This is a genomic window from Corynebacterium oculi, assembly GCF_001412105.1.
In the GTDB taxonomy this organism is placed as follows: Bacteria; Actinomycetota; Actinomycetes; order Mycobacteriales; family Mycobacteriaceae; genus Corynebacterium; species Corynebacterium oculi.
This window is the reverse complement of record NZ_LKST01000002.1, coordinates 492,986-509,779: the sequence shown is the minus strand read 5'-3', so window position 1 is coordinate 509,779 and position 16,794 is coordinate 492,986. Positions and strand designations below refer to the sequence as shown.

The following is a 16,794-nucleotide window of genomic DNA, read 5'->3' as shown; positions in this document are numbered from 1 at the left end:
TAGCGGGGATGAGCCGGTGAGAGTGGGGAAGAGGAAACCCCAGCGACAGTGTTCCCCGCGCTAGCGGGGATGAGCCAGGTGCCGGTGGCGTTAACGGATACGTCCGGCAAGTGTTCCCCGCGCTAGCGGGGATGAGCCTGCTTGCCCTCGGCGGCAGTATTGCGGCCGTCAGTGTTCCCCGCGCTAGCGGGGATGAGCCCAGATCTACTTGATCCTGGTTCAGGCTTGCGGGGTGTTCCCCGCGCTAGCGGGGATGAGCCCGAGGCGTTCATCTGATCAGCCGTCTGCGGTTGGTGTTCCCCGCGCTAGCGGGGATGAGCCTAGGTAAGCCTGTGAGCGCGGTGACGCGGCGCGGTGTTCCCCGCGCTAGCGGGGATGAGCCCCCTCCTCAACGTCGGCATCAAGCAGTTCACAAGTGTTCCCCGCGCTAGCGGGGATGAGCCCCGAGGACAGGGCGGTGGTCGTATCCCGTAGCCGTCTTCCCCGCGCTAGCGGGGATGAGCCCGGGAACTTGTGGGTTGACAGGGATTTGTGATCCGCGCGGTGGACACGCTGATTAAGACCACCGATGCGCGGCCCTCCATGAGCAAGCTGGAGTTCGAGGCCCTGGTGACTTTGCTGGTGCAGCAGTACGGGCAGGTAGCGGTGGTCTCAGCGCTCATCGCGTTAGAATCCGGCCGCCTGGAGGCCGGGGCGCGGGATCTCCCGGCCCCGGTGCCCGCCGAGCCGGTGAACATCGAACAGACGCGCTCCACGGCGTCCTGGGCGATCAACCAAGCTGATGGTGATCTTCCTGCGGCGGCGCGCAGACTCGCAGGCCCGGTAGGGAGGATGGTACGCCAGGCGGCGCGGGATACGGTGTGGGAGTCCACGAGGAAAGCCGGAACACGTTATGTGCGGGTGCCGGGCCCCAGAGCGTGTGCGTTCTGCCTCATGCTGGCATCCCGGGGCGCGGTGTATGCCAAAGACACCGTGCTGGCAGTTGGGAAGAAGGCGAAGCGGCCAGAAGGCGCGCGGTACCATGACAACTGCGCGTGCAGTGCCAGAGAGGTGCTCAGCGACGCCGATGTGCCCCAGATCGTCAAAGATCTGGAAGCCGAGTGGGTTGAGGTGACCTATACCGGGCGCGGGCCGGTGGCAGATCAAAAGAAAGCATGGCAAGAACACGTGAAACGACAGCGCCAGGCGCAAAAACAGCGCCCCAGGTGGATGCCGACTACTGCGGTTCGGCTTCGTCACCCAGTCGGTGAGAAAGAAGAATTGCGCGAACGATCTACGAAGGATCGTCACGCGCAGCCCTCCGCTGAGGAATTACGCAAGAAAGGCCTTGTTGGCCCCACTAATCACTTTGATCTCACCCGAGCGACGAATAAGCAGGAGCTGCAAAGCATGCTTGCGGAGAAGAAAGTATGGGACTGGCTACGTGACCGAGGAGCTACCCTGCACCAAGTCCAAGCAGAAGACAGCATCCCCACGGGAAACGTTGGTCGCCCAACCCCTGATTTCCTTGTCGATGGGATACCCACGGATGTGAAAGTAGCGGGTTCCCCTCGTGCCATCGCACGGCAGATCAGGGAGGGAAAGCGGCAGGCCAAAAACCTCATCGTTGATATTTCACAGACGACGATGAGTCAAGGGCAAGCTACGGAAGCATTCAGCGCTGCGATCCGCCGAGAGGAACGCTACCTCCACCAGGTGGCTATCATTGGCAACGGCTTCGTCTTATACTGGCCCTAAAGATCAGGAGGGATACAGTGTCTATATCTGTGGCATTTGTGCTGGAACACCCGGAGCTCACACCAGAACAGGTATTCCGGGCCATCAGCAACGCACCGGGAGCGGAACTCCATGATGGCGTTTTCTTCCTCCAAGGAGAGTATCGAATCCGTATAGCCCCTTTCGACCCCTCGGGTGAGATATTCATCGAACTAGCTGACTGGCACAAAGAAGGTTCCATCCCCGCCCTGGATAGGCTCTATGACTACCTGGTTGAGACCACTCCGTGGGGAATGGAAACCCTCTACGATGACGTGGACAATTACTTTGATGACCAGAAAGTCACACACAAGGAACGCCGTGTCTTGACAGAGGCAGCCGCCTAAGTAAACATCCTCGCCCCTAGCTAAGGGGGCGCGCCGGGTTCGAGTCCCGGGCGAGGAACCACACCCCTAGCTAAACCCCGATCACCGTCATGGTGGCCGGGGTTTTGTCATGCGTGGGTGGAAACCACCACGACCTTGCCCGCTTTTTGGGGAGGGACTGACACCATCACCACCCCACCACACGAGGTGGGGGAGAAAGGGAGACCATGACCACTACCGCTGAACCCGCCGACACCCCGCAGGGCGTGCCCGCGCCAGAGCAGGCAACTACGAGCGAGTACCAACCCCCGGCCACCCAGGAAGACCTCGATCGCATCATCGAGGCTTGCCTGGCCCGGGAGCGCGCGAAATGCCAGGGTTACGACGGACGAGTACAAGGCCAAGCCCCAGGGGTTTGATGAGGTCAAGGAGGGGAAGGTCGCGTGTTCCCTGTGCTAAGGGGGGACGAGGCTTAATTATATAAGATATACGATGATGCCAAAATGGATAATCTACAATTGGAATTGCAAAAGTGTACCCCGATAATAAATAACCCTGAAGTGGAAGGGTTTAATTCAATTTATGGAGGAATTTTATTATTTCAAGGGTATTTTATGAAAGGGGGATAGGTCAATTTTAAAAACTAAGCGCAGCGTTAGCGCCTTCCCGTATGATCGGTTCACCATAACGACTGGTAGGCCGGTCGGGATAGGCATGGTAGGGGCGAAATCATGGCATCACATGCACGCAAGGAGCAAAGGCAACATCATTTTATTCGATCTACTGGTCTCAAGGAGATACCCATGATTCACTACAACGACGTCGCACGACACCTCCAAGCGCTCAATCCTCAGACCAGCAACGAGGAGATCAACACGACCTACCAACGCATGCTCCAGGCGTGCATCACCCAAACCGAAGCACTGACCCACCAGATGCGCGAGCAGTGGGAGACCCTACTGGGCACCCCGCCGAATCCAATGGAATGGGAGCAGATCAACCGTCGCGCCCAAATCACCGCAGCGAATCTCGTCTACCAGGACTTTCTCGCACCGATCACCGAGGGAATCATCAACCAGCAACTTATGGACGAGGACGAGGAAATAATCCAAAACCAGATGGAACTCCTCAACAACCCCACGAGCTGGATCACCGACCCTTATCTCATCGACGTGGAACCTTGGATCAACGACCTCACGATCAAGATCTGGCCCGACGCTTCCCCGAGATGGCTGATGTACGCCGCAACGTACTGCCAACGCCAGTACCATCTCCAGCTGCCCCTGCCGACAATCGACAATCCCAAGATCAACAGCATCCTCGAAGCCGAGATCACCGCGCACCTACGCGCTCACCACGTGGACGCGCCCGAAACCAGATAACCGCTAGTCTCCAAGCCATCCGCATCGCCCTCACAGTCCGCGACCACGGGCATACCCCCACCGCAGAAGAGCCCAGTCCTACACTTCCTGGGGGCGCCTAGTGCTCCCAGCGTTGTTAGATTCTAGGGTGGAGCTCAATTTGGTTTGCTGTTTATCGGGAAGGGAGAGGGTATTACTGTTGTGCGTCGTGGTTGATGACGCCAATCAATGTAGGGGATAGAATTTTGTGGCTTGGTGAGGATAGGGTCTGGGCAGGTAGCGGGGGGGGGGTGCTAACTCCCCGGAATGTTTATTGTGAAAATGCGATGCCGTTCATTCCGGTGGCATTACCCTAATTCCCGTAAATCAATCCTGTGGAGACGGGGAGGGACAAAAGGTGATGTTTGGTGCATACCCCGTCGCCCTGGGGGTTACCCTGACGGTGGCGGCGGTGTGCTTGGCGCTGGACACACGGGAGGCGATGAGTGTGTGCTGTCGGACAGAGCAACATAAGGAGAAGCCACCTAAGCAGCCTCCTCCAGCTCCGCGCGCCAGGCGCTGAGCCGGGAGTCCTCCGCGAGGTCGGCAAAGTCTACGTCGAAGCCTTGGTTGCGGATCTCGGTGACTAGGTCCATGAGTCGTACGGAGTCGAGCCCCTGGTCAAAGAGTTCTTCCTCGGGGTCGATGCTTTCGGGCGTGACGCCTAGCATGTCCGCCACCTTGGCGGTGATGTTGTGGATTACTTCGTCTACGGTTGCCATTATTTCTCCTTGTTTTATTCGGTGATTCCCAGGGCGGCGCGCACCGGCCCGAGTTTCGTCTGGGTTTCTTGTACTTCGGCTTGGGGGTCGGAGTCGGCCACGATGCCGCCGCCGGCGTGCGCTAGTACGTGCGAGCCCTGGGCCACGGCCCCGCGGATGGTCACGCGCCATTCGCCGTTGCCGCGGTCGTCGGCCCAGCCCACGGCCCCGGCGTAGAAGCCGCGTTGGGGTTCTTCGGCCCTGAGCGTGGATTGGGTGGGAGCTGTGGGGTAGCCGCATACGGCGGGGGTGGGGTGGAGGGCGGCGGCGAGTTCCAGGGCGGAGATGGCCCCGCCGCGGAGGCGGCCGTCGGCGGAGAGGGCGTTCTCGCGTACCATTCCGCGGATCCGGGTGCCCAGGTGCCAGGTGTGGGAGGTGGCGGTGAGCGAGGGGCGCTCCGGGACCTCTAGTTCCGAGCACCAGGGTTCCAAGATCCGCTTGATCTCACGGGTGACGTAGGAGTGTTCCTCGATGTTTTTGGCGGAGAGCATGAGTTCCGTGGCCAGGGCCTCGTCTTTCACTGGGTCGGCAGAGCGGGCGACGGTCCCGGCCAGCGGGTGTGACTCGATGTATCGGCCGCGTTTGAGCAGCAGCAGCTCCGGGCTGGAGCCCACCAGCCGGGCGCCCGAGTAGGCGGTCCCGGCGCTGTGCAGGTCCACGAGATGCCCGTGGCCGGTGCCGGAACCAGTGAGGAACCGCGCGAGTAGGACCCGCGCGTCTATCTCGGCCGAGAGCTGGTAGCGCACGCCGCGCGAGAGCACGATCTTCTCGAACTCGCCGCTGCGGATGCGCTCCGTGGCCTCCTGCACTCGCCGCGCATGTTCCTCGGGATCGGGCTCGGACACCGCCGAGTCCACCCCTGGAATCTCGCCCTCCGGCAGCGCGGGAGCGCCGGGGGAAAACCAGAACTTCACCGGGCTAAAGAGCGCCAGTGGTTCGGTGACGTGGAAGGGGAGCGCTCCCGCTACCAGGGGGGTGGCGTCGCTAAGCCCCCCGAGCGCCTGGTCTACGCTGTGCCAGGTCGCGCCACGGCCCACGCCGCTGAGGGTGCCTGCCGGGCCGGTGAAGAGGAAGGAATAATCCGGTATGCTCATCGGGCTCCCGCCCAGGCGTGCAAAACATCGGCGGTGTCGAGGACCCGCCCGGAGCGCCGGGCCACCCAGTCGAGGGTCTGGCGATGATCCTCGGCGGTGAAGTCCGCGATGCCGTCGCGTACCACGAAGGCCCGGATGTCATTCATGAATGCCTCGGCGGCGGTGATCATGCAGCCCATGTGCCCATACACGCCTGCGATGATGAGCTCATTGCGCCCCGCGTAGGCGAGGGATTGGCGCAGGTCGGTGCGCTGCAAGGCGGAATACCGCCACTTGGTGAGCACGTGATGCTGCTCGCGCGGGGCCAGCTCCGGGATCACCTCGGCCTCCTGGTCGGTCTGCATTCCCGCGCCCCAGAACTCCTGGAGCAGCCCGCGGCGGTGTTCCCGCTGGCTGGGCGGCTGCACGGAGTAGAATACGGGGATGCCGTGGGCGTCGGCGGCGTCGATAAGCCGGCGGATGTGGGGAATGACGATGCTGGCGGGGGATTGCCCGGCGTAGGCGTCGAGGAAGTACCGTTGCATATCGTGAATGAGCAGCGCTGACGTGTGAGGCTGCGGAGTCCACGCCACGGTGTGTGTGGTGGGCATGGCGGGGATCTCGTAGGGGGCGATCGAGGGGATCGGCATGGGGTCCTTTCTTCTGCTCGGCAATGACGCTGAGATGTATAAGGGGAGCCTACCCTATATATATACGTTTGTGGTTTTGGGCGGTCCCGCGACGCCGCACTACCGCAGCATCACTGTGCATCACAGTGCATCACTGTGCACCGCTGTGCATCACTGTGCACCGCTGTGCGCTCACCGCACCAAAAGGGTAAGGTTCCACGCCGTGCCTCATAAGCCCGATGACAGTCAGAACGCCACCGCGCCGCGGCTGGGCTCCCGCCGCAGCCTACCGCGCCAAACGGAGATCACCGATACCCGCCGCTACATCGTCATGGTGGCGATGGCCCTGGGGGGCTTTGGCATCGGGGTCACGGAGTTCGTCTCCATGGGGCTGCTCAGTGACATCGCCGCGGACTTCCGCATCTCGGAGGATACCGCCGGGCACATCATCACCGCCTACGCCCTGGGCGTGGTCATCGGAGCGCCGCTGATCGCGGCGCTGACGGGCTCGGTGCCCCGGCGTCGGCTGCTGCTGATCCTCATGGCGGCCTTCACGGTGGGCAACGCGCTGACGGTCTTTGCGGGCCTGTACGCCAACTCTTATGCCGTGCTGGTGGCCTCCCGCTTCCTCGCGGCGCTTCCTCACGGCGCGTTCTTCTCCGTCTCTGGCCTGGCGGCCGCCTCGATGGCACCCAAGGGACAACGTGGCCGCGCCCTGGCCTTCGTGGGGCTCGGCCTGCCCTTTGCCACGGTGCTGGGCGTGCCGGTGGCCCAGGCCCTCGGGCACGCGGTGGGCTGGCAGAGCGCCTACGTGCTGGTGTCCGCCATCGGCGTGGCCACGCTGGCGGCTCTGTGGTTCCTCATGCCGCACATGTCCCAGATGCCTCCCACCAGCCCGCTCACGGAACTCGGTGCGCTCCGGCGCGGGCAGGTGTGGCTCTCCCTGGCCATCGGGTCGGTGGGGTTCGGCGGCATGTTCGCGGTGTACACCTATATCTCCTGGACCATGACGCAGCGCGCCGGGCTTGATCCCCGCCACATGTGGTTCGTGCTGATGGTCTACGGCTTGGGCATGGTGGCCGGAACCTGGGTGGGCGGCCGGCTTTCCGACTGGAACCTGGAATACGGAATCCTGGTGGCCCTCGGCGCGATCTGCGCCTCGCTCCTGGCGTTCTACGCGGCCTCCACCAACGCGGTGGCCGCCATCGTGTGCTTCGGCCTCATCGGTATGGCCGGTTCCACGCTGATTCCCTCCCTCCAGATCCGGCTCATGGACGTGGCCGGAGAGGCCCAGACCCTCGCCGCTGCCCTCAACCACTCCGCCCTGAACATCGCCAACGCCGCCGGGGCTTCCATGGGTGGAGCGGTGATCGCCGCCGGGTACAGCTACTCCGCCCCGGCGCTCGCGGGGGCCGGGCTGGCGCTGATCGCCGTGGCCCTGTGGTACGTGGCCTTTGCTTTACGACGCCGTCACGCGGAGGGGTAGGGATCTACCGCTGAGGGGGCTGGAGGCCGCGGAGAAAAGTATCCAACACCCAGGACATCTCTGCGGTGAGTCCGCTGCCGATTTTTTCGGGCAGCGGGCGAGTGAATTGAACGATGCCGAGCAGGAATCGGGGGACTGTTACCTCGGGGGCGATAAACCCATGCGCGGAGGCCCGGCGGAGAACCTCCTCGATACGCGCCAGCACGCGCACTCTTTCTCCGGCCAGAGGCTCAAGGTATTTTCTTTCCTCATCCGTTTGGAACGCGCCGCCAAGAGCGCCGAGATTGGTGCCCGCGAGCGCATGGGCGTACGCGCGCCACTCTTCTGCGGTGGGGCGGCGATGCGCGAGGAAGTGCTCGGCGGCGAGATCAAGCTCATAAAAGATGGAGGCGACGACCCCCTCGATGAGGGCTTCGCGTGAATCAAAGTGCCGATACAGTGTGCCTATTCCCACCCCGGCGGTATGGGCAATGGTACGGAGCGAGACACCGGTGCCCTGTTCTGCGATGAGCCGCGCCGCAACCCGGAGGATCTCTCGATGATTAGCCTCTGCGTCTGCCCTCATGAGTGCGATTCTTGCAGGTTCGGCTTGCCAAGGACTAAGCGGAGCGATATGCTCCCTCTTTAACTGGAGCAAATCGCTCCTTTTATAGAAAGGTCTCGTTCCCGCATGGCAGAACAAACCACATCACCCGATTCCCCCGAACCCACAGAAGAAAAGGGAAATCGGCCCGCGCTCAAGCTCCTGGGCATCCTGCTCGGCGTCCCGTGCGTCCTCATAGTGATGCTCCTCGCCTTCCTCGTTCCCTCACTCAACTCGGGAGCCTCAGACCTCCCCCTCGGCGTGAGCGGCCCGGCGCCCGCCGTGGAACAGGTCACCGAAGCTCTGGATCAGCGCTCCCCAGGGGCCTTCGACATCACCACCTACGATTCCGCCGACGGCGCCGTTGACGCGGTAAAAAACCGTGATGAGATCGGAGCCATCTCCCTGGACGCCAACGGCATAACCGTGGTGACCGCCAGCGGAGCGGGAACACCCTATTCTCAACTTCTGAAGCAAATCGGTGAAGGCCTAGAAGCGCAAGGCAACAGCGTTGAATATCGCGACGTAGCCCCATTCCCAGAGGAAGACCCCACTGGTTCCGCCATCGCCACCCTGGGGCTGCCCGTGGTCTTTGGCGGCAATGTCTCCGCGATGCTCCTTATCTTCTTGCTGAAGGGCTACCCGCGGCTAAGCATTCTTGGCGGTATCCTGCTCTCCATAACCGGCGGAATATCCACGGCGGCCGTTCTGCAATATGGATTCCACGTCCTTGACGGCGATTTCATCCTCACCGCCGCCGCGCTCTCCTTGGGCATCGCCGCAATCTGCATGACCCTCCAAGGGCTGCATAACCTCGCGGGAATGACGGGCATCGGCATCGCCGGCATTTTGCTCCTTTTCCTGGCGAACCCACTGGCCGGCCTCGCCACCGGCCCAGATTGGTTACCCGCCCCCTGGGGTGAGATCGGCCAACTTCTCCCCATTGGAGCGGCAGGCACAGCAATCCGATCCGCCGCATACTTCGATGGCGCCGGGAGTGGCACCGCCTTCCTCGTGCTGAGTTGCTGGACCTTGGCCGGATTCCTCATGGCGGCCTTTGTTTCCCGCCACAAGAGCCGCAAGGAGGCGAGCGTGGGCGCCTAAAACTACCGAAGGGGTGCCATTGAAGGGGGCGGGCGTTACCCTGCGCCGCTACTGGCACCCCTTGGTGTTGGGGCGGGGAGAAAAGGGAAGCCGACCGCACACCAACCACACCGGGAGCACCACCAGTACCAGGGGCTGCGGGCGTGCGGGAGGGGCGGCGTCGATAAGCGGCGCAAGGGGTGCCACTACGCGGGGCGGGCGGCTCTACCAGGGCCCAATGGCACCCCTAAGCGCACACGGCGCGCACGCCCTGCGTCCACGGGGAACCCAGACAACGCTAAGGGGTGCCACTAGCCAGGAAGGGGGCCGCCCCCACCCGCCAATGGCACCCCTTCGTGCGGGTACTAGCCCAACCGTTCGGCGCGGAGCCGATCCACCACGGGAATATCCAGCGGCTCCAGATCCGCCAGCGGGATCCCCATCGCCTGCGCGAGGAGGAGATCGGCCAGCTGGGGATTGCGGGCCAGAACGGGGCCGTGCATGTACGTGGCCACCACGGAACCCTGCACCGCGCCCTCGGCGGTGATCTGGGCGGAGGCATCGGGCAGCTCCTCGGCCCCGTGGCGATCGCAATTGCCCACGCCGCGATCAACCACCCCGAGCGGTGTCGCGCCGGGGCCGAGGACGGTGGCGCCCATGTGGTTCTCAAAGCCGGTCAGTGGCTCGGTGAGCGCGGAGGTGAGACCGGCCTTGGTGGGGGTGGAGGCCACCTCCCCGATGGCGCGCTTGCCCAGGGAGGTGGTGGTGGCGTCGATAAGGCCCAGCCCATCGACCACGCGGCCGCCGGCGCGGAAGGACTCCCCGAGCACCTGGAGCCCGGCGCAGATCGCCAGGACGGGGCGGCCCGCCTCGGCGGCGCGGGTGAGGCCGCCATCGGCGGCAAGGTGCTCGGCGGCGAGGATTTGGGCGGTGTCCTCCCCGCCGCCCAGGGTGTACACGTCGAGGCCGGTGGGGATCGCCTCCCCCAGGCGGACGGTGTGAATCTCGGCGGTGAGCCCGCGCATGCGGGCACGCTGGCGCAGCACGAGGGCGTTGCCGTCATCCCCATAGGTGCCCAGCACGTCGGGGAGAATGAGGCCGATGTGCAGCTCGGTCATTTACTTGTCTCCTTTCGGGGCGGAGCCGTTCGGGGTGGTGGAACCGGCGGAGGCCGCCGTGGAGGCCGCCGCGCGCAGGGCCTTATTCAGGTCTCGGAAGGCGGTGTAATTGGCCAGCACCTCCACCCGGCCGGGCGGGCAGGCGCGAATGGCTTCCAGTGGATCGGGAATGTGATCGTGGTGAATACCCGCGTAGAGGAGCCGCACGGCGAGGTCGGTGCCGCGCTCCCCGGCGGCCTTGACGGAGAGGGAACCAAAGTCCTCGAAGCGCACGTCCCAGAGCCAGGAGAGGTCCTCGCCGTCGGCCACCTGGCCGTTGACGGCGATCACCAGGCCCTCGGCGCTGCGATCCACCATGGAGAGCGCCTCCTGCCACCCGGCGGGGTTCTTGGCCAGCAGGAGGTGCACGTCGCGCCCCTCGATGTGCACGGTGGAGTACCGCCCGGCCACGTTGTCCACCGATTCCGCGGCGGATATGGCCTGATCCAGGGGTACGTCGAAGCCCGCCACGGCGGCGGCGATGGCCTGGGCGGCGTTGCCGCGATTGGCGCGACCGGGGAGCCTGAGGGAAAGGTCGTGGCGGCCCTCGGGGGTGGCCAGGCCCTCCTCGGTGACGGCCCAGGTGGGTTCGGGGCGGCGGAAGGGGCGGCCGTCGGGAAGCGGCTTGACGGCGTGCCAGTCGGTGCCCTCGTGGACGATGTGCCCGCCGGTGCGGGGACAGGAGACGGCATCGCCCACCCACCCGGCCCCGGCGGAAACCCAGATCACGTTGGGGTGATCGTAGGCCACGGAGGTCATGAGGACGTCATCGCAGTTGGCCACCACGAGCATCTCGGGGTGGGCCTCCACACAGGAGCGCAGGGCGCGCTCGATCTTGTTGATCTCCCCCACCCGGTCGAGCTGATCGCGGGTGAGGTTGAGGAGCACCAGCGCCTGGGGATTGAGCCGCTGCGCCACGGAGGGGACGTGCAGCTCATCGACCTCCAGCACCGCCGTAGCGGCGTCCTTGCCGGCGAGCAGCGCGGAGATGATGCCGGCATCCATGTTGTCGCCGCCGGAGTTGGTGGCCACGGTGGTGCGGCTGCGCACCGCCGCCGCGAGCATACGGGTGGTGGTGGACTTGCCGTTGGTGCCGGTGACCAGGGCGGTGGGGCGCCCCCCGCCGAGGGTGCGCATGACGTTTGGGTCAATGGCCTGGGCCACCAGCCCGCCGATCATGCCGCCCGCGCCGCGCCCGGTGAGGCGGGAGGCCGTGGTGGCGAGGCGGGCGGCGGTGGTTGCGGCGGTGGAGCGCAGGGTGCGCAGGGCCGAGGTCAGATCAAGGCTCATGGCCTTTTACCTTAATAGGGGGTGGCGGCACGGCGCACAAGAGCCGGACCCGCGCACCGGTTAGGCGTTCCCGGCGATCCTTCCCACCGCCTGCATGAAGGCGGCGTCGCTGAGCAGGGGGATGCCCTTGCGCCGGGCGTGCATGGCCTTTCCCCGCAGGTGGTGGGCACGATTGCACACCACCACGGAGGTGGCGCGGGTGAGTTTTTCCGAATAATTTAGGCCCGCGCGCGTCAGAGCGGCGATGACCTCGTTGGGATCCATGGCGATCTCCGGGGCGATCACCACCTCCATGCCGGGGCTCAGCGCTCCGCCGGGGGAATACGGCCCCGGGTTCTTGTGCAGGCGGGGAGCTTGCGTGGCTTCCACGCGCACCAGCGAGCGCTGAAGCCCAAACGCATCCGGCTTGAGTTCCTCCGGGCGCCGCTCGGCGATCGGGGCGCCCGCGCTCCGCGCGTGCCGGAACAGCCGGGCGAGCAGCAGAGTATCCTCCCGCGTCACCTCCGCCTCGGGCCGCTGGGCCCTGCTTATCGACGCCACGGGGGACCCCGCCGGAACCCCCATCGCCGTGGCGACGGCGGCCAGGCGCACATCGTGAAACTCCGCCCCGGCCCGATACGCGGTGGCGAGGGTATCTACGATCACCTCCGGGCGCGGCACGTGGCCCACCCGCTGCCGCCGACCACCCTGATTGCGGCCGCGCCGCCGGGCACGGGAGCGGTTAGCCCGCGCCGCCGCATTCATGGCCCGGCGCGCCTCAGAGACCAGAAAACCCCACGTCAAGGGGGCGTCATGCACGATGAGGGTGCGCCCGTCCAGGAGCTTATCGAGCTTTTTCAGCAGGCTACCAAAGCGCCGCCCCTGCTCAATCTCAGCAGGGCTCAGGCCGTGATAATGCGTGGGCCCGATGTTGGTGTGCGGGCCGGGATTGACCACGGCGTGAAACTCCTCCACGGTGGCCCCGGACTCCTCGAACACCACGGCGTCCACCGCCACCACCCGCCCGCTGGAGGGATGAATGCCGGTGGTCTGGAGGGTGAGCGCCACGTAGGGGGCCGCTGCCTCCCGCCCGGTGTGATTCCCAGAGCCCTGATCTTGGCCGCGATGTTTCTCTTTGTCGCCGCGCCGGGAGGCGCGGGATTCCTGCTGTGTCATGGCGTGGTTCTCCTTTGGCCCTAATCCCTGGGCCTAAACATGAACCACAGGCTGCCCAGCACAATGAGCATGCCCCCGCCCAGGAGAATGAAGGACGGGCCGGTATCTAAAGAGAGATCCGGGGTGACCTTGAAGTACCCCAGCGCGGCCACCGTGATGGAGAGCGCGCCCAGGATCACCCCAAAGGCGGGCAACCATTGGATGCTCTGCTCATCGTCCAGGTAGTCCTCGTATTCCTCGTCCGCATAGTCCTCCTCGGTGTGCTCCGGGTGATCGGGTACCACGGGCAGAGCCCCGGTGCTTTCCGGGGTGGCGGACACGCCGGGGGCCCCGGGAGCCGAGGTGAAAAGGCCCGCCACCGGCACCTTTTGTACCTCGGGGAGGGGCTCGCCGGGATCTTGGGGAACCACGGCGTAGTGTTCGCTGGTGTTATTCAGGGAGTATTCCTGGGGCAGGGGGCTTAACTGCTCGGGGGCGGGGAGAGGTTCGAGGCCGGGTTGATCGAGGTAGTCCTCATCCTCCTCCTGGAATTGATCGCCCAGGCGAGCGTGGGGGTAGGGCAGGGGAGGATAATCCTCGATGAGGTTGGGTTCTTCCGATTCCTCCGGGGCGGGTTCTGGGTATTCCGCGTATTGCGTTTCCTCCGGCTCCGGGGCATAGGCGGGCTGGGGTTCCACGGGGGCCTGCTCCACCTCCGGGGCTGCCTGCGTATCCTCGGCCCAGCCTGCCGGGGCAGAGTCCTCGGGCGGCAGCGTAGCCGGCACGTCCACGGGGGCGGGTTCCTCGGGAGGCTCTGGGGTTGGTGCGGCGGGGGTGGCTGATGCGGCGGGAACCTGGGGAACCGCCTGGGGGGTAGCCGCCGGTGGCGCGATCTTTTCCATGGCCTGCTGCGCGGGAACCACGATCGCGGCCAGGGATTGCGGCTGGGCGCGCCGGGCTGGGCGCGCCGGTTTCTCGGCCTCCTCCTCGGCGGGTGGTGCGAAGTCGGGCATGGGGGCCGCGGGCACGGAGACCAGATCGCCCAGGGAGGAGGCCGCCGGGTGTGCCCCGGTGGCGGGGGGTGGCGTGGTGGTTTCCTCCCGGGCCGCAGGGAGCTCCGGCGCCGGTGTTGCCGGTGCCGCCGGAAGGGCGGGGTTGTGTGCCCTGCGGCCCACATCGAGAACCTTGGTTCCGTCCGGGTTGAGGGCGAACATCGCCGGGGAGGTGATGGGGCGCAGTTCCTTGTCCGGCTGCGGGGCGATGGATTCCACCACCTGATCCCCGGAGATGGTCACCGCCCAGGCGTGCTGCATGGGGGCGCCGCTGATGACGGGGAACTCGCCGGTGGCGGGCTGGTAGGGGTCGATGGCCGCCAGGGGAGAGACGATGGGTTCTAGGTCCGCGTCGCTCATCTCCTGGGTGGAGAGGGCGTTGAGCACCACGTGGCGCTCTCCATCCTGGTCGTAGCAGAACACGCGGGCCACGGGAACCAGGCCCAGCATCTCGTAGTGCTCCACCACCTCGCGGATGTCCGCGGAGTCCTCGGGGCCGAGCACCCCTAGCACGCGGTTGTCGATGATCGCCACCACCAGGTCATCGACGATGCCGAGGGTGGCCAGCCAGTGCGAGGGGATGTTCAGATCCACCAGGCGCTGGGCGTCACCCCGGGAGATGTCCACGGGGCGGGGGGTCCCCTCGGGGATCATGGCCCATTCTTCCTTGGGGGGGAAGTTGGTGGGCATCACGAACACAGGGGCGGGGAAGTACAGCGTGCCGTTGATCCGCCCGGAGCCCTGCTCCAGGGAGATGGTGGCGTGAACCTGGGGGATCCCGCCCCTGGTGATGATGTGGTCTAGCTGGGGATACGTGTCGCGCAGGTTGCGCGGCAGCCGTCCCAAGATGGTCTTATCGTGGCTGACCAGGAACCCCCCGGATACGCGATCCGGTAGGAGGGTAAAGGCCGCCCGGGTGAAGCCGTCCTGGGCCACTTGGGAGCCGAGGAGTGAGAAGAGGATCGCCTGGCTGCTCCCTTCCACCGGCACGGTGGCGCCACCGCCATCGGAAAAGAATGGCAGAAGATAAGGGGTTTGGCTCATCGACGATTCTCCTCGCGTGCGGTCAGGGTCCTTACCATTTTATGCACCCATGAGGGTACGGCAAGAGACCCGGTGACTTTCCAGGGCACTGGGGGTGCAGGCTAGGCCGTGCGCCCCCGCTGCGCCCGGTTCACCGCGGAGACGATCGCCCGCACGGAGGCGGCGGTGGTGGAACCGGCCACGCCCACGCCCCAGGCGGTCGTGTCGCCCACCTGGGCCAGGACGTAGCAGGCGGCCTCGGCGTCGTCGCCGGCGGAGCGGGACTGCTGAGAGTAGTCCTCCACCTCCACCTCGATCCCCGCCTGCTCCAGGGCGGCGGCGAAGGCGGCCACGGGGCCGTTGCCCCGGCCGCGCACCTCCTGGCTGTGCCCCTGGTAGCGCACCTGCGCGGTGGCGTGTACCTCCTCGTCGCCGTCGATGTGCAGGGATTCCACGGCCAGGGGGACATCGCGGTCGAGGTACTCGGCGGCGAAGATGTCCCACATGTTCTTGGAGTTCACCTCGCCGCCTTCGGTATCGGTCACGGCCTGAACCACCTGAGAGAACTCTACTTGCAGCGCGCGGGGCAGGTGCAGGCCGTGATCGGTCTTCATGATGTAGGCCACCCCACCCTTGCCGGACTGGGAGTTCACGCGGATCACGGCCTCGTAGTCGCGCCCCAGGTCCTTCGGGTCGATGGGCAGGTAGGGCACCTCCCACACGGTATCGCGCAGTTCCTCCCAGGCCACCTCGGTGTTGCGCGCGCCTGGGCGCACGCTGGCGGCCAGGGCGTCGAGGCCCTTGTTGATGGCGTCCTGGTGGGAGCCGGAGAACGCCGTGAACACCAGGTCTCCGCCGTAGGGGTGCCGCTCCGGCACCCGCAGTTGGTTGCAGTATTCCACGGTGGCGCGGATGCTGGGCAGGTCTGAGAAATCGATCTGCGGGTCTACGCCCTGCGAAAGCATGTTCAGGCCCAGGGTAATCAGATCCACGTTGCCGGTGCGCTCGCCGTTGCCAAACAGGCAGCCCTCGATGCGATCCGCCCCGGCCATGTAGCCCAGCTCCGCGGTGGCGATGCCGGTGCCGCGATCGTTGTGGGGGTGCAGGGAGAGCACGATGGAGTCGCGGCGGGCCAGGTTGCGAGACATCCACTCCACGGAATCCGCGTACACGTTGGGGGTGATCATTTCCACGGTGGAGGGCAGGTTGATAATCATGGGGTTCTCCGGGGTGGGCTCCATGATCTCGGTCACGGCATCGCACACCTCGCGGGCGTACTCCACCTCGGTGCCGGTGTAGGACTCCGGCGAGTACTCCCAGCGCCAGTTCGTCTCCGGGTAGTCCGCGGCGATGTCCTTGATGAGCCGGGCGGCGTCGGTAGCCAGCTTCTTAATGGCCTCCTTGTCCTTGCGGAACACCACCCGGCGTTGCAGGATCGACGTGGAATTGTAGAAGTGCACGATCACGTTCTTCGCGCCCGCGCAGGCCTCGAAGGTGCGGCGGATTAGGTGCTCGCGCGCCTGCACCAGCACCTGAATGGTGACGTCCTCCGGGATCATGTCCTGCTCGATGATCTCGCGCACAAAGGTGAAGTCCGTCTGGGAGGCGGAGGGGAATCCCACCTCGATCTCCTTGTAGCCCATGCGCACCAGCAGCTCGAACATGCGGCGCTTGCGCTCCGGACTCATGGGGTTAATCAGGGCTTGGTTGCCGTCGCGCAGATCCACGGCGCACCACTGTGGCGCGGTGGTGATCTTCTTGTCCGGCCAGGTGCGATCCGGCAGGCGGAAATCCTCTACCTCCTGGGCGTAGGGCAGGTAGCGGTGCGCGGGCATGGAGGAGGGCTGTTGCTTATTCACGGGGCATCCTTTGCTGTGGTGCTTCGGGGGCAGTGCGCGGGGCCGGCATGAGAACACTCCGCGACGGGCTGTCGGCCGCGCTTTACAGGCGTGAGGGCCAGTGCTGATTCCCGCCGCGGCGAATAAGGAGGAGATTCGCTCGCGTGAACATGCACATGAGTGTAGCCCATCACATTTACTTCC

The 16,794-nt window shown here is 65.3% G+C and carries 16 protein-coding genes and 1 CRISPR repeat array (1 of these 17 running past the window's edge); of the genes, 6 read left to right on the top strand and 10 right to left on the bottom strand.

Translation table 11 applies throughout. The features are described 5' to 3' along the window. A CRISPR array of direct repeats spans positions 1 to 504; the repeat unit is 28 nt; unit sequence GTGTTCCCCGCGCTAGCGGGGATGAGCC (it extends 379 nt beyond the left edge of the window). 27 nt (positions 505 to 531) lie between these two features. From Cocul_RS06435 to Cocul_RS06420, 4 genes are all read left to right on the top strand, one after another. Next, the gene (locus Cocul_RS06435) at positions 532 to 1,737 is read left to right on the top strand and encodes a VG15 protein (RefSeq protein WP_055122453.1); all 1,206 of its coding nucleotides are present in this window, start codon (positions 532 to 534) and stop codon (positions 1,735 to 1,737) included. A 17-nt stretch (positions 1,738 to 1,754) separates the two neighbouring features. Next, positions 1,755 to 2,102 carry a hypothetical protein gene (locus Cocul_RS06430; RefSeq protein WP_160318498.1) on the top strand — a complete coding sequence of 116 codons (348 nt, stop codon included), beginning with the start codon at positions 1,755 to 1,757 and terminating at the stop codon, positions 2,100 to 2,102. A 206-nt stretch (positions 2,103 to 2,308) separates the two neighbouring features. Beyond that, positions 2,309 to 2,500, top strand: coding sequence for a hypothetical protein (locus tag Cocul_RS06425; RefSeq protein ID WP_055122451.1), 192 nt, complete (start codon positions 2,309 to 2,311; stop codon positions 2,498 to 2,500). A 384-nt stretch (positions 2,501 to 2,884) separates the two neighbouring features. Then, entirely contained in the window at positions 2,885 to 3,463 is a 579-nt protein-coding gene (locus Cocul_RS06420; protein WP_055122450.1) for a hypothetical protein, read from the top strand. 503 nt (positions 3,464 to 3,966) lie between these two features. Here the strand turns inward: Cocul_RS06420 and Cocul_RS06415 are convergent. The 3 genes from Cocul_RS06415 to Cocul_RS06405 are packed head-to-tail and all read right to left on the bottom strand — an operon-like array spanning position 3,967 to position 5,965. Beyond that, on the bottom strand, positions 3,967 to 4,203 hold the full coding sequence (locus Cocul_RS06415; RefSeq protein ID WP_055122449.1) for a phosphopantetheine-binding protein: 237 nt from the start codon (positions 4,201 to 4,203) through the stop codon (positions 3,967 to 3,969). A gap of 14 nt (positions 4,204 to 4,217) precedes the next feature. Beyond that, the gene (locus Cocul_RS06410; protein WP_055122448.1) at positions 4,218 to 5,336 is read right to left on the bottom strand and encodes an isochorismate synthase; all 1,119 of its coding nucleotides are present in this window, start codon (positions 5,334 to 5,336) and stop codon (positions 4,218 to 4,220) included. Then, positions 5,333 to 5,965 carry an isochorismatase family protein gene (locus Cocul_RS06405; protein WP_055122447.1) on the bottom strand — a complete coding sequence of 211 codons (633 nt, stop codon included), beginning with the start codon at positions 5,963 to 5,965 and terminating at the stop codon, positions 5,333 to 5,335. The genes Cocul_RS06410 and Cocul_RS06405 overlap by 4 nt, the downstream gene beginning before the upstream one ends. A 202-nt stretch (positions 5,966 to 6,167) precedes the next feature. Here Cocul_RS06405 and Cocul_RS06400 point away from each other — a divergent pair, with 202 nt between their 5' ends. After that, entirely contained in the window at positions 6,168 to 7,430 is a 1,263-nt protein-coding gene (locus tag Cocul_RS06400; protein WP_245622123.1) for an MFS transporter, read from the top strand. A 4-nt stretch (positions 7,431 to 7,434) separates the two neighbouring features. Here Cocul_RS06400 and Cocul_RS06395 read toward each other — a convergent pair whose 3' ends face one another. After that, on the bottom strand, positions 7,435 to 7,995 hold the full coding sequence (locus Cocul_RS06395; protein WP_055122446.1) for a TetR/AcrR family transcriptional regulator: 561 nt from the start codon (positions 7,993 to 7,995) through the stop codon (positions 7,435 to 7,437). Between the two features lie 105 nt (positions 7,996 to 8,100). Here Cocul_RS06395 and Cocul_RS06390 point away from each other — a divergent pair, with 105 nt between their 5' ends. Continuing rightward, positions 8,101 to 9,117, top strand: coding sequence for a hypothetical protein (locus Cocul_RS06390; RefSeq protein WP_055122445.1), 1,017 nt, complete (start codon positions 8,101 to 8,103; stop codon positions 9,115 to 9,117). A 48-nt stretch (positions 9,118 to 9,165) separates the two neighbouring features. Here Cocul_RS06390 and Cocul_RS12480 read toward each other — a convergent pair whose 3' ends face one another. The 6 genes from Cocul_RS12480 to leuA form a co-directional block, all read right to left on the bottom strand. Next, positions 9,166 to 9,303 carry a hypothetical protein gene (locus tag Cocul_RS12480; RefSeq protein ID WP_160318497.1) on the bottom strand — a complete coding sequence of 46 codons (138 nt, stop codon included), beginning with the start codon at positions 9,301 to 9,303 and terminating at the stop codon, positions 9,166 to 9,168. A gap of 158 nt (positions 9,304 to 9,461) precedes the next feature. After that, a complete protein-coding gene (locus tag Cocul_RS06385) occupies positions 9,462 to 10,214 on the bottom strand; it encodes a type 1 glutamine amidotransferase (protein WP_055122444.1) in 753 nt (250 codons plus the stop codon). Then, positions 10,215 to 11,543 (bottom strand): Mur ligase family protein, encoded by a 1,329-nt coding sequence (locus tag Cocul_RS06380; RefSeq protein WP_055122443.1) that lies wholly within the window; start codon positions 11,541 to 11,543, stop codon positions 10,215 to 10,217. A 60-nt stretch (positions 11,544 to 11,603) separates the two neighbouring features. Further along, positions 11,604 to 12,698 carry an exonuclease domain-containing protein gene (locus tag Cocul_RS06375; RefSeq protein WP_150114397.1) on the bottom strand — a complete coding sequence of 365 codons (1,095 nt, stop codon included), beginning with the start codon at positions 12,696 to 12,698 and terminating at the stop codon, positions 11,604 to 11,606. 20 nt (positions 12,699 to 12,718) lie between these two features. Beyond that, positions 12,719 to 14,773, bottom strand: a complete 2,055-nt coding sequence (locus Cocul_RS06370; RefSeq protein ID WP_055122442.1) for a hypothetical protein — start codon at positions 14,771 to 14,773, stop codon at positions 12,719 to 12,721. Positions 14,774 to 14,874: 101 nt separating this feature from the next. Next, positions 14,875 to 16,587 (bottom strand): 2-isopropylmalate synthase, encoded by a 1,713-nt coding sequence (gene leuA, locus Cocul_RS06365; protein ID WP_211257113.1) that lies wholly within the window; start codon positions 16,585 to 16,587, stop codon positions 14,875 to 14,877. Between the last annotated feature and the right edge of the window lie 207 nt (positions 16,588 to 16,794).

Coding starts and splice junctions, on each gene's coding strand:
- Cocul_RS06405 (WP_055122447.1), bottom strand. CDS start 5,965: ATGCCGATCCCCTCGATCGCCCCCTACGAGATCCCCGCCATGCCCACC.
- Cocul_RS06375 (WP_150114397.1), bottom strand. CDS start 12,698: ATGACACAGCAGGAATCCCGCGCCTCCCGGCGCGGCGACAAAGAGAAA.
- Cocul_RS06425 (WP_055122451.1), top strand. CDS start 2,309: ATGACCACTACCGCTGAACCCGCCGACACCCCGCAGGGCGTGCCCGCG.
- Cocul_RS06390 (WP_055122445.1), top strand. CDS start 8,101: ATGGCAGAACAAACCACATCACCCGATTCCCCCGAACCCACAGAAGAA.
- Cocul_RS06395 (WP_055122446.1), bottom strand. CDS start 7,995: ATGAGGGCAGACGCAGAGGCTAATCATCGAGAGATCCTCCGGGTTGCG.
- Cocul_RS06370 (WP_055122442.1), bottom strand. CDS start 14,773: ATGAGCCAAACCCCTTATCTTCTGCCATTCTTTTCCGATGGCGGTGGC.
- Cocul_RS06385 (WP_055122444.1), bottom strand. CDS start 10,214: ATGACCGAGCTGCACATCGGCCTCATTCTCCCCGACGTGCTGGGCACC.
- Cocul_RS06420 (WP_055122450.1), top strand. CDS start 2,885: ATGATTCACTACAACGACGTCGCACGACACCTCCAAGCGCTCAATCCT.
- Cocul_RS06415 (WP_055122449.1), bottom strand. CDS start 4,203: ATGGCAACCGTAGACGAAGTAATCCACAACATCACCGCCAAGGTGGCG.
- Cocul_RS06410 (WP_055122448.1), bottom strand. CDS start 5,336: ATGAGCATACCGGATTATTCCTTCCTCTTCACCGGCCCGGCAGGCACC.
- Cocul_RS06380 (WP_055122443.1), bottom strand. CDS start 11,543: ATGAGCCTTGATCTGACCTCGGCCCTGCGCACCCTGCGCTCCACCGCC.
- leuA (WP_211257113.1), bottom strand. CDS start 16,587: ATGCCCGCGCACCGCTACCTGCCCTACGCCCAGGAGGTAGAGGATTTC.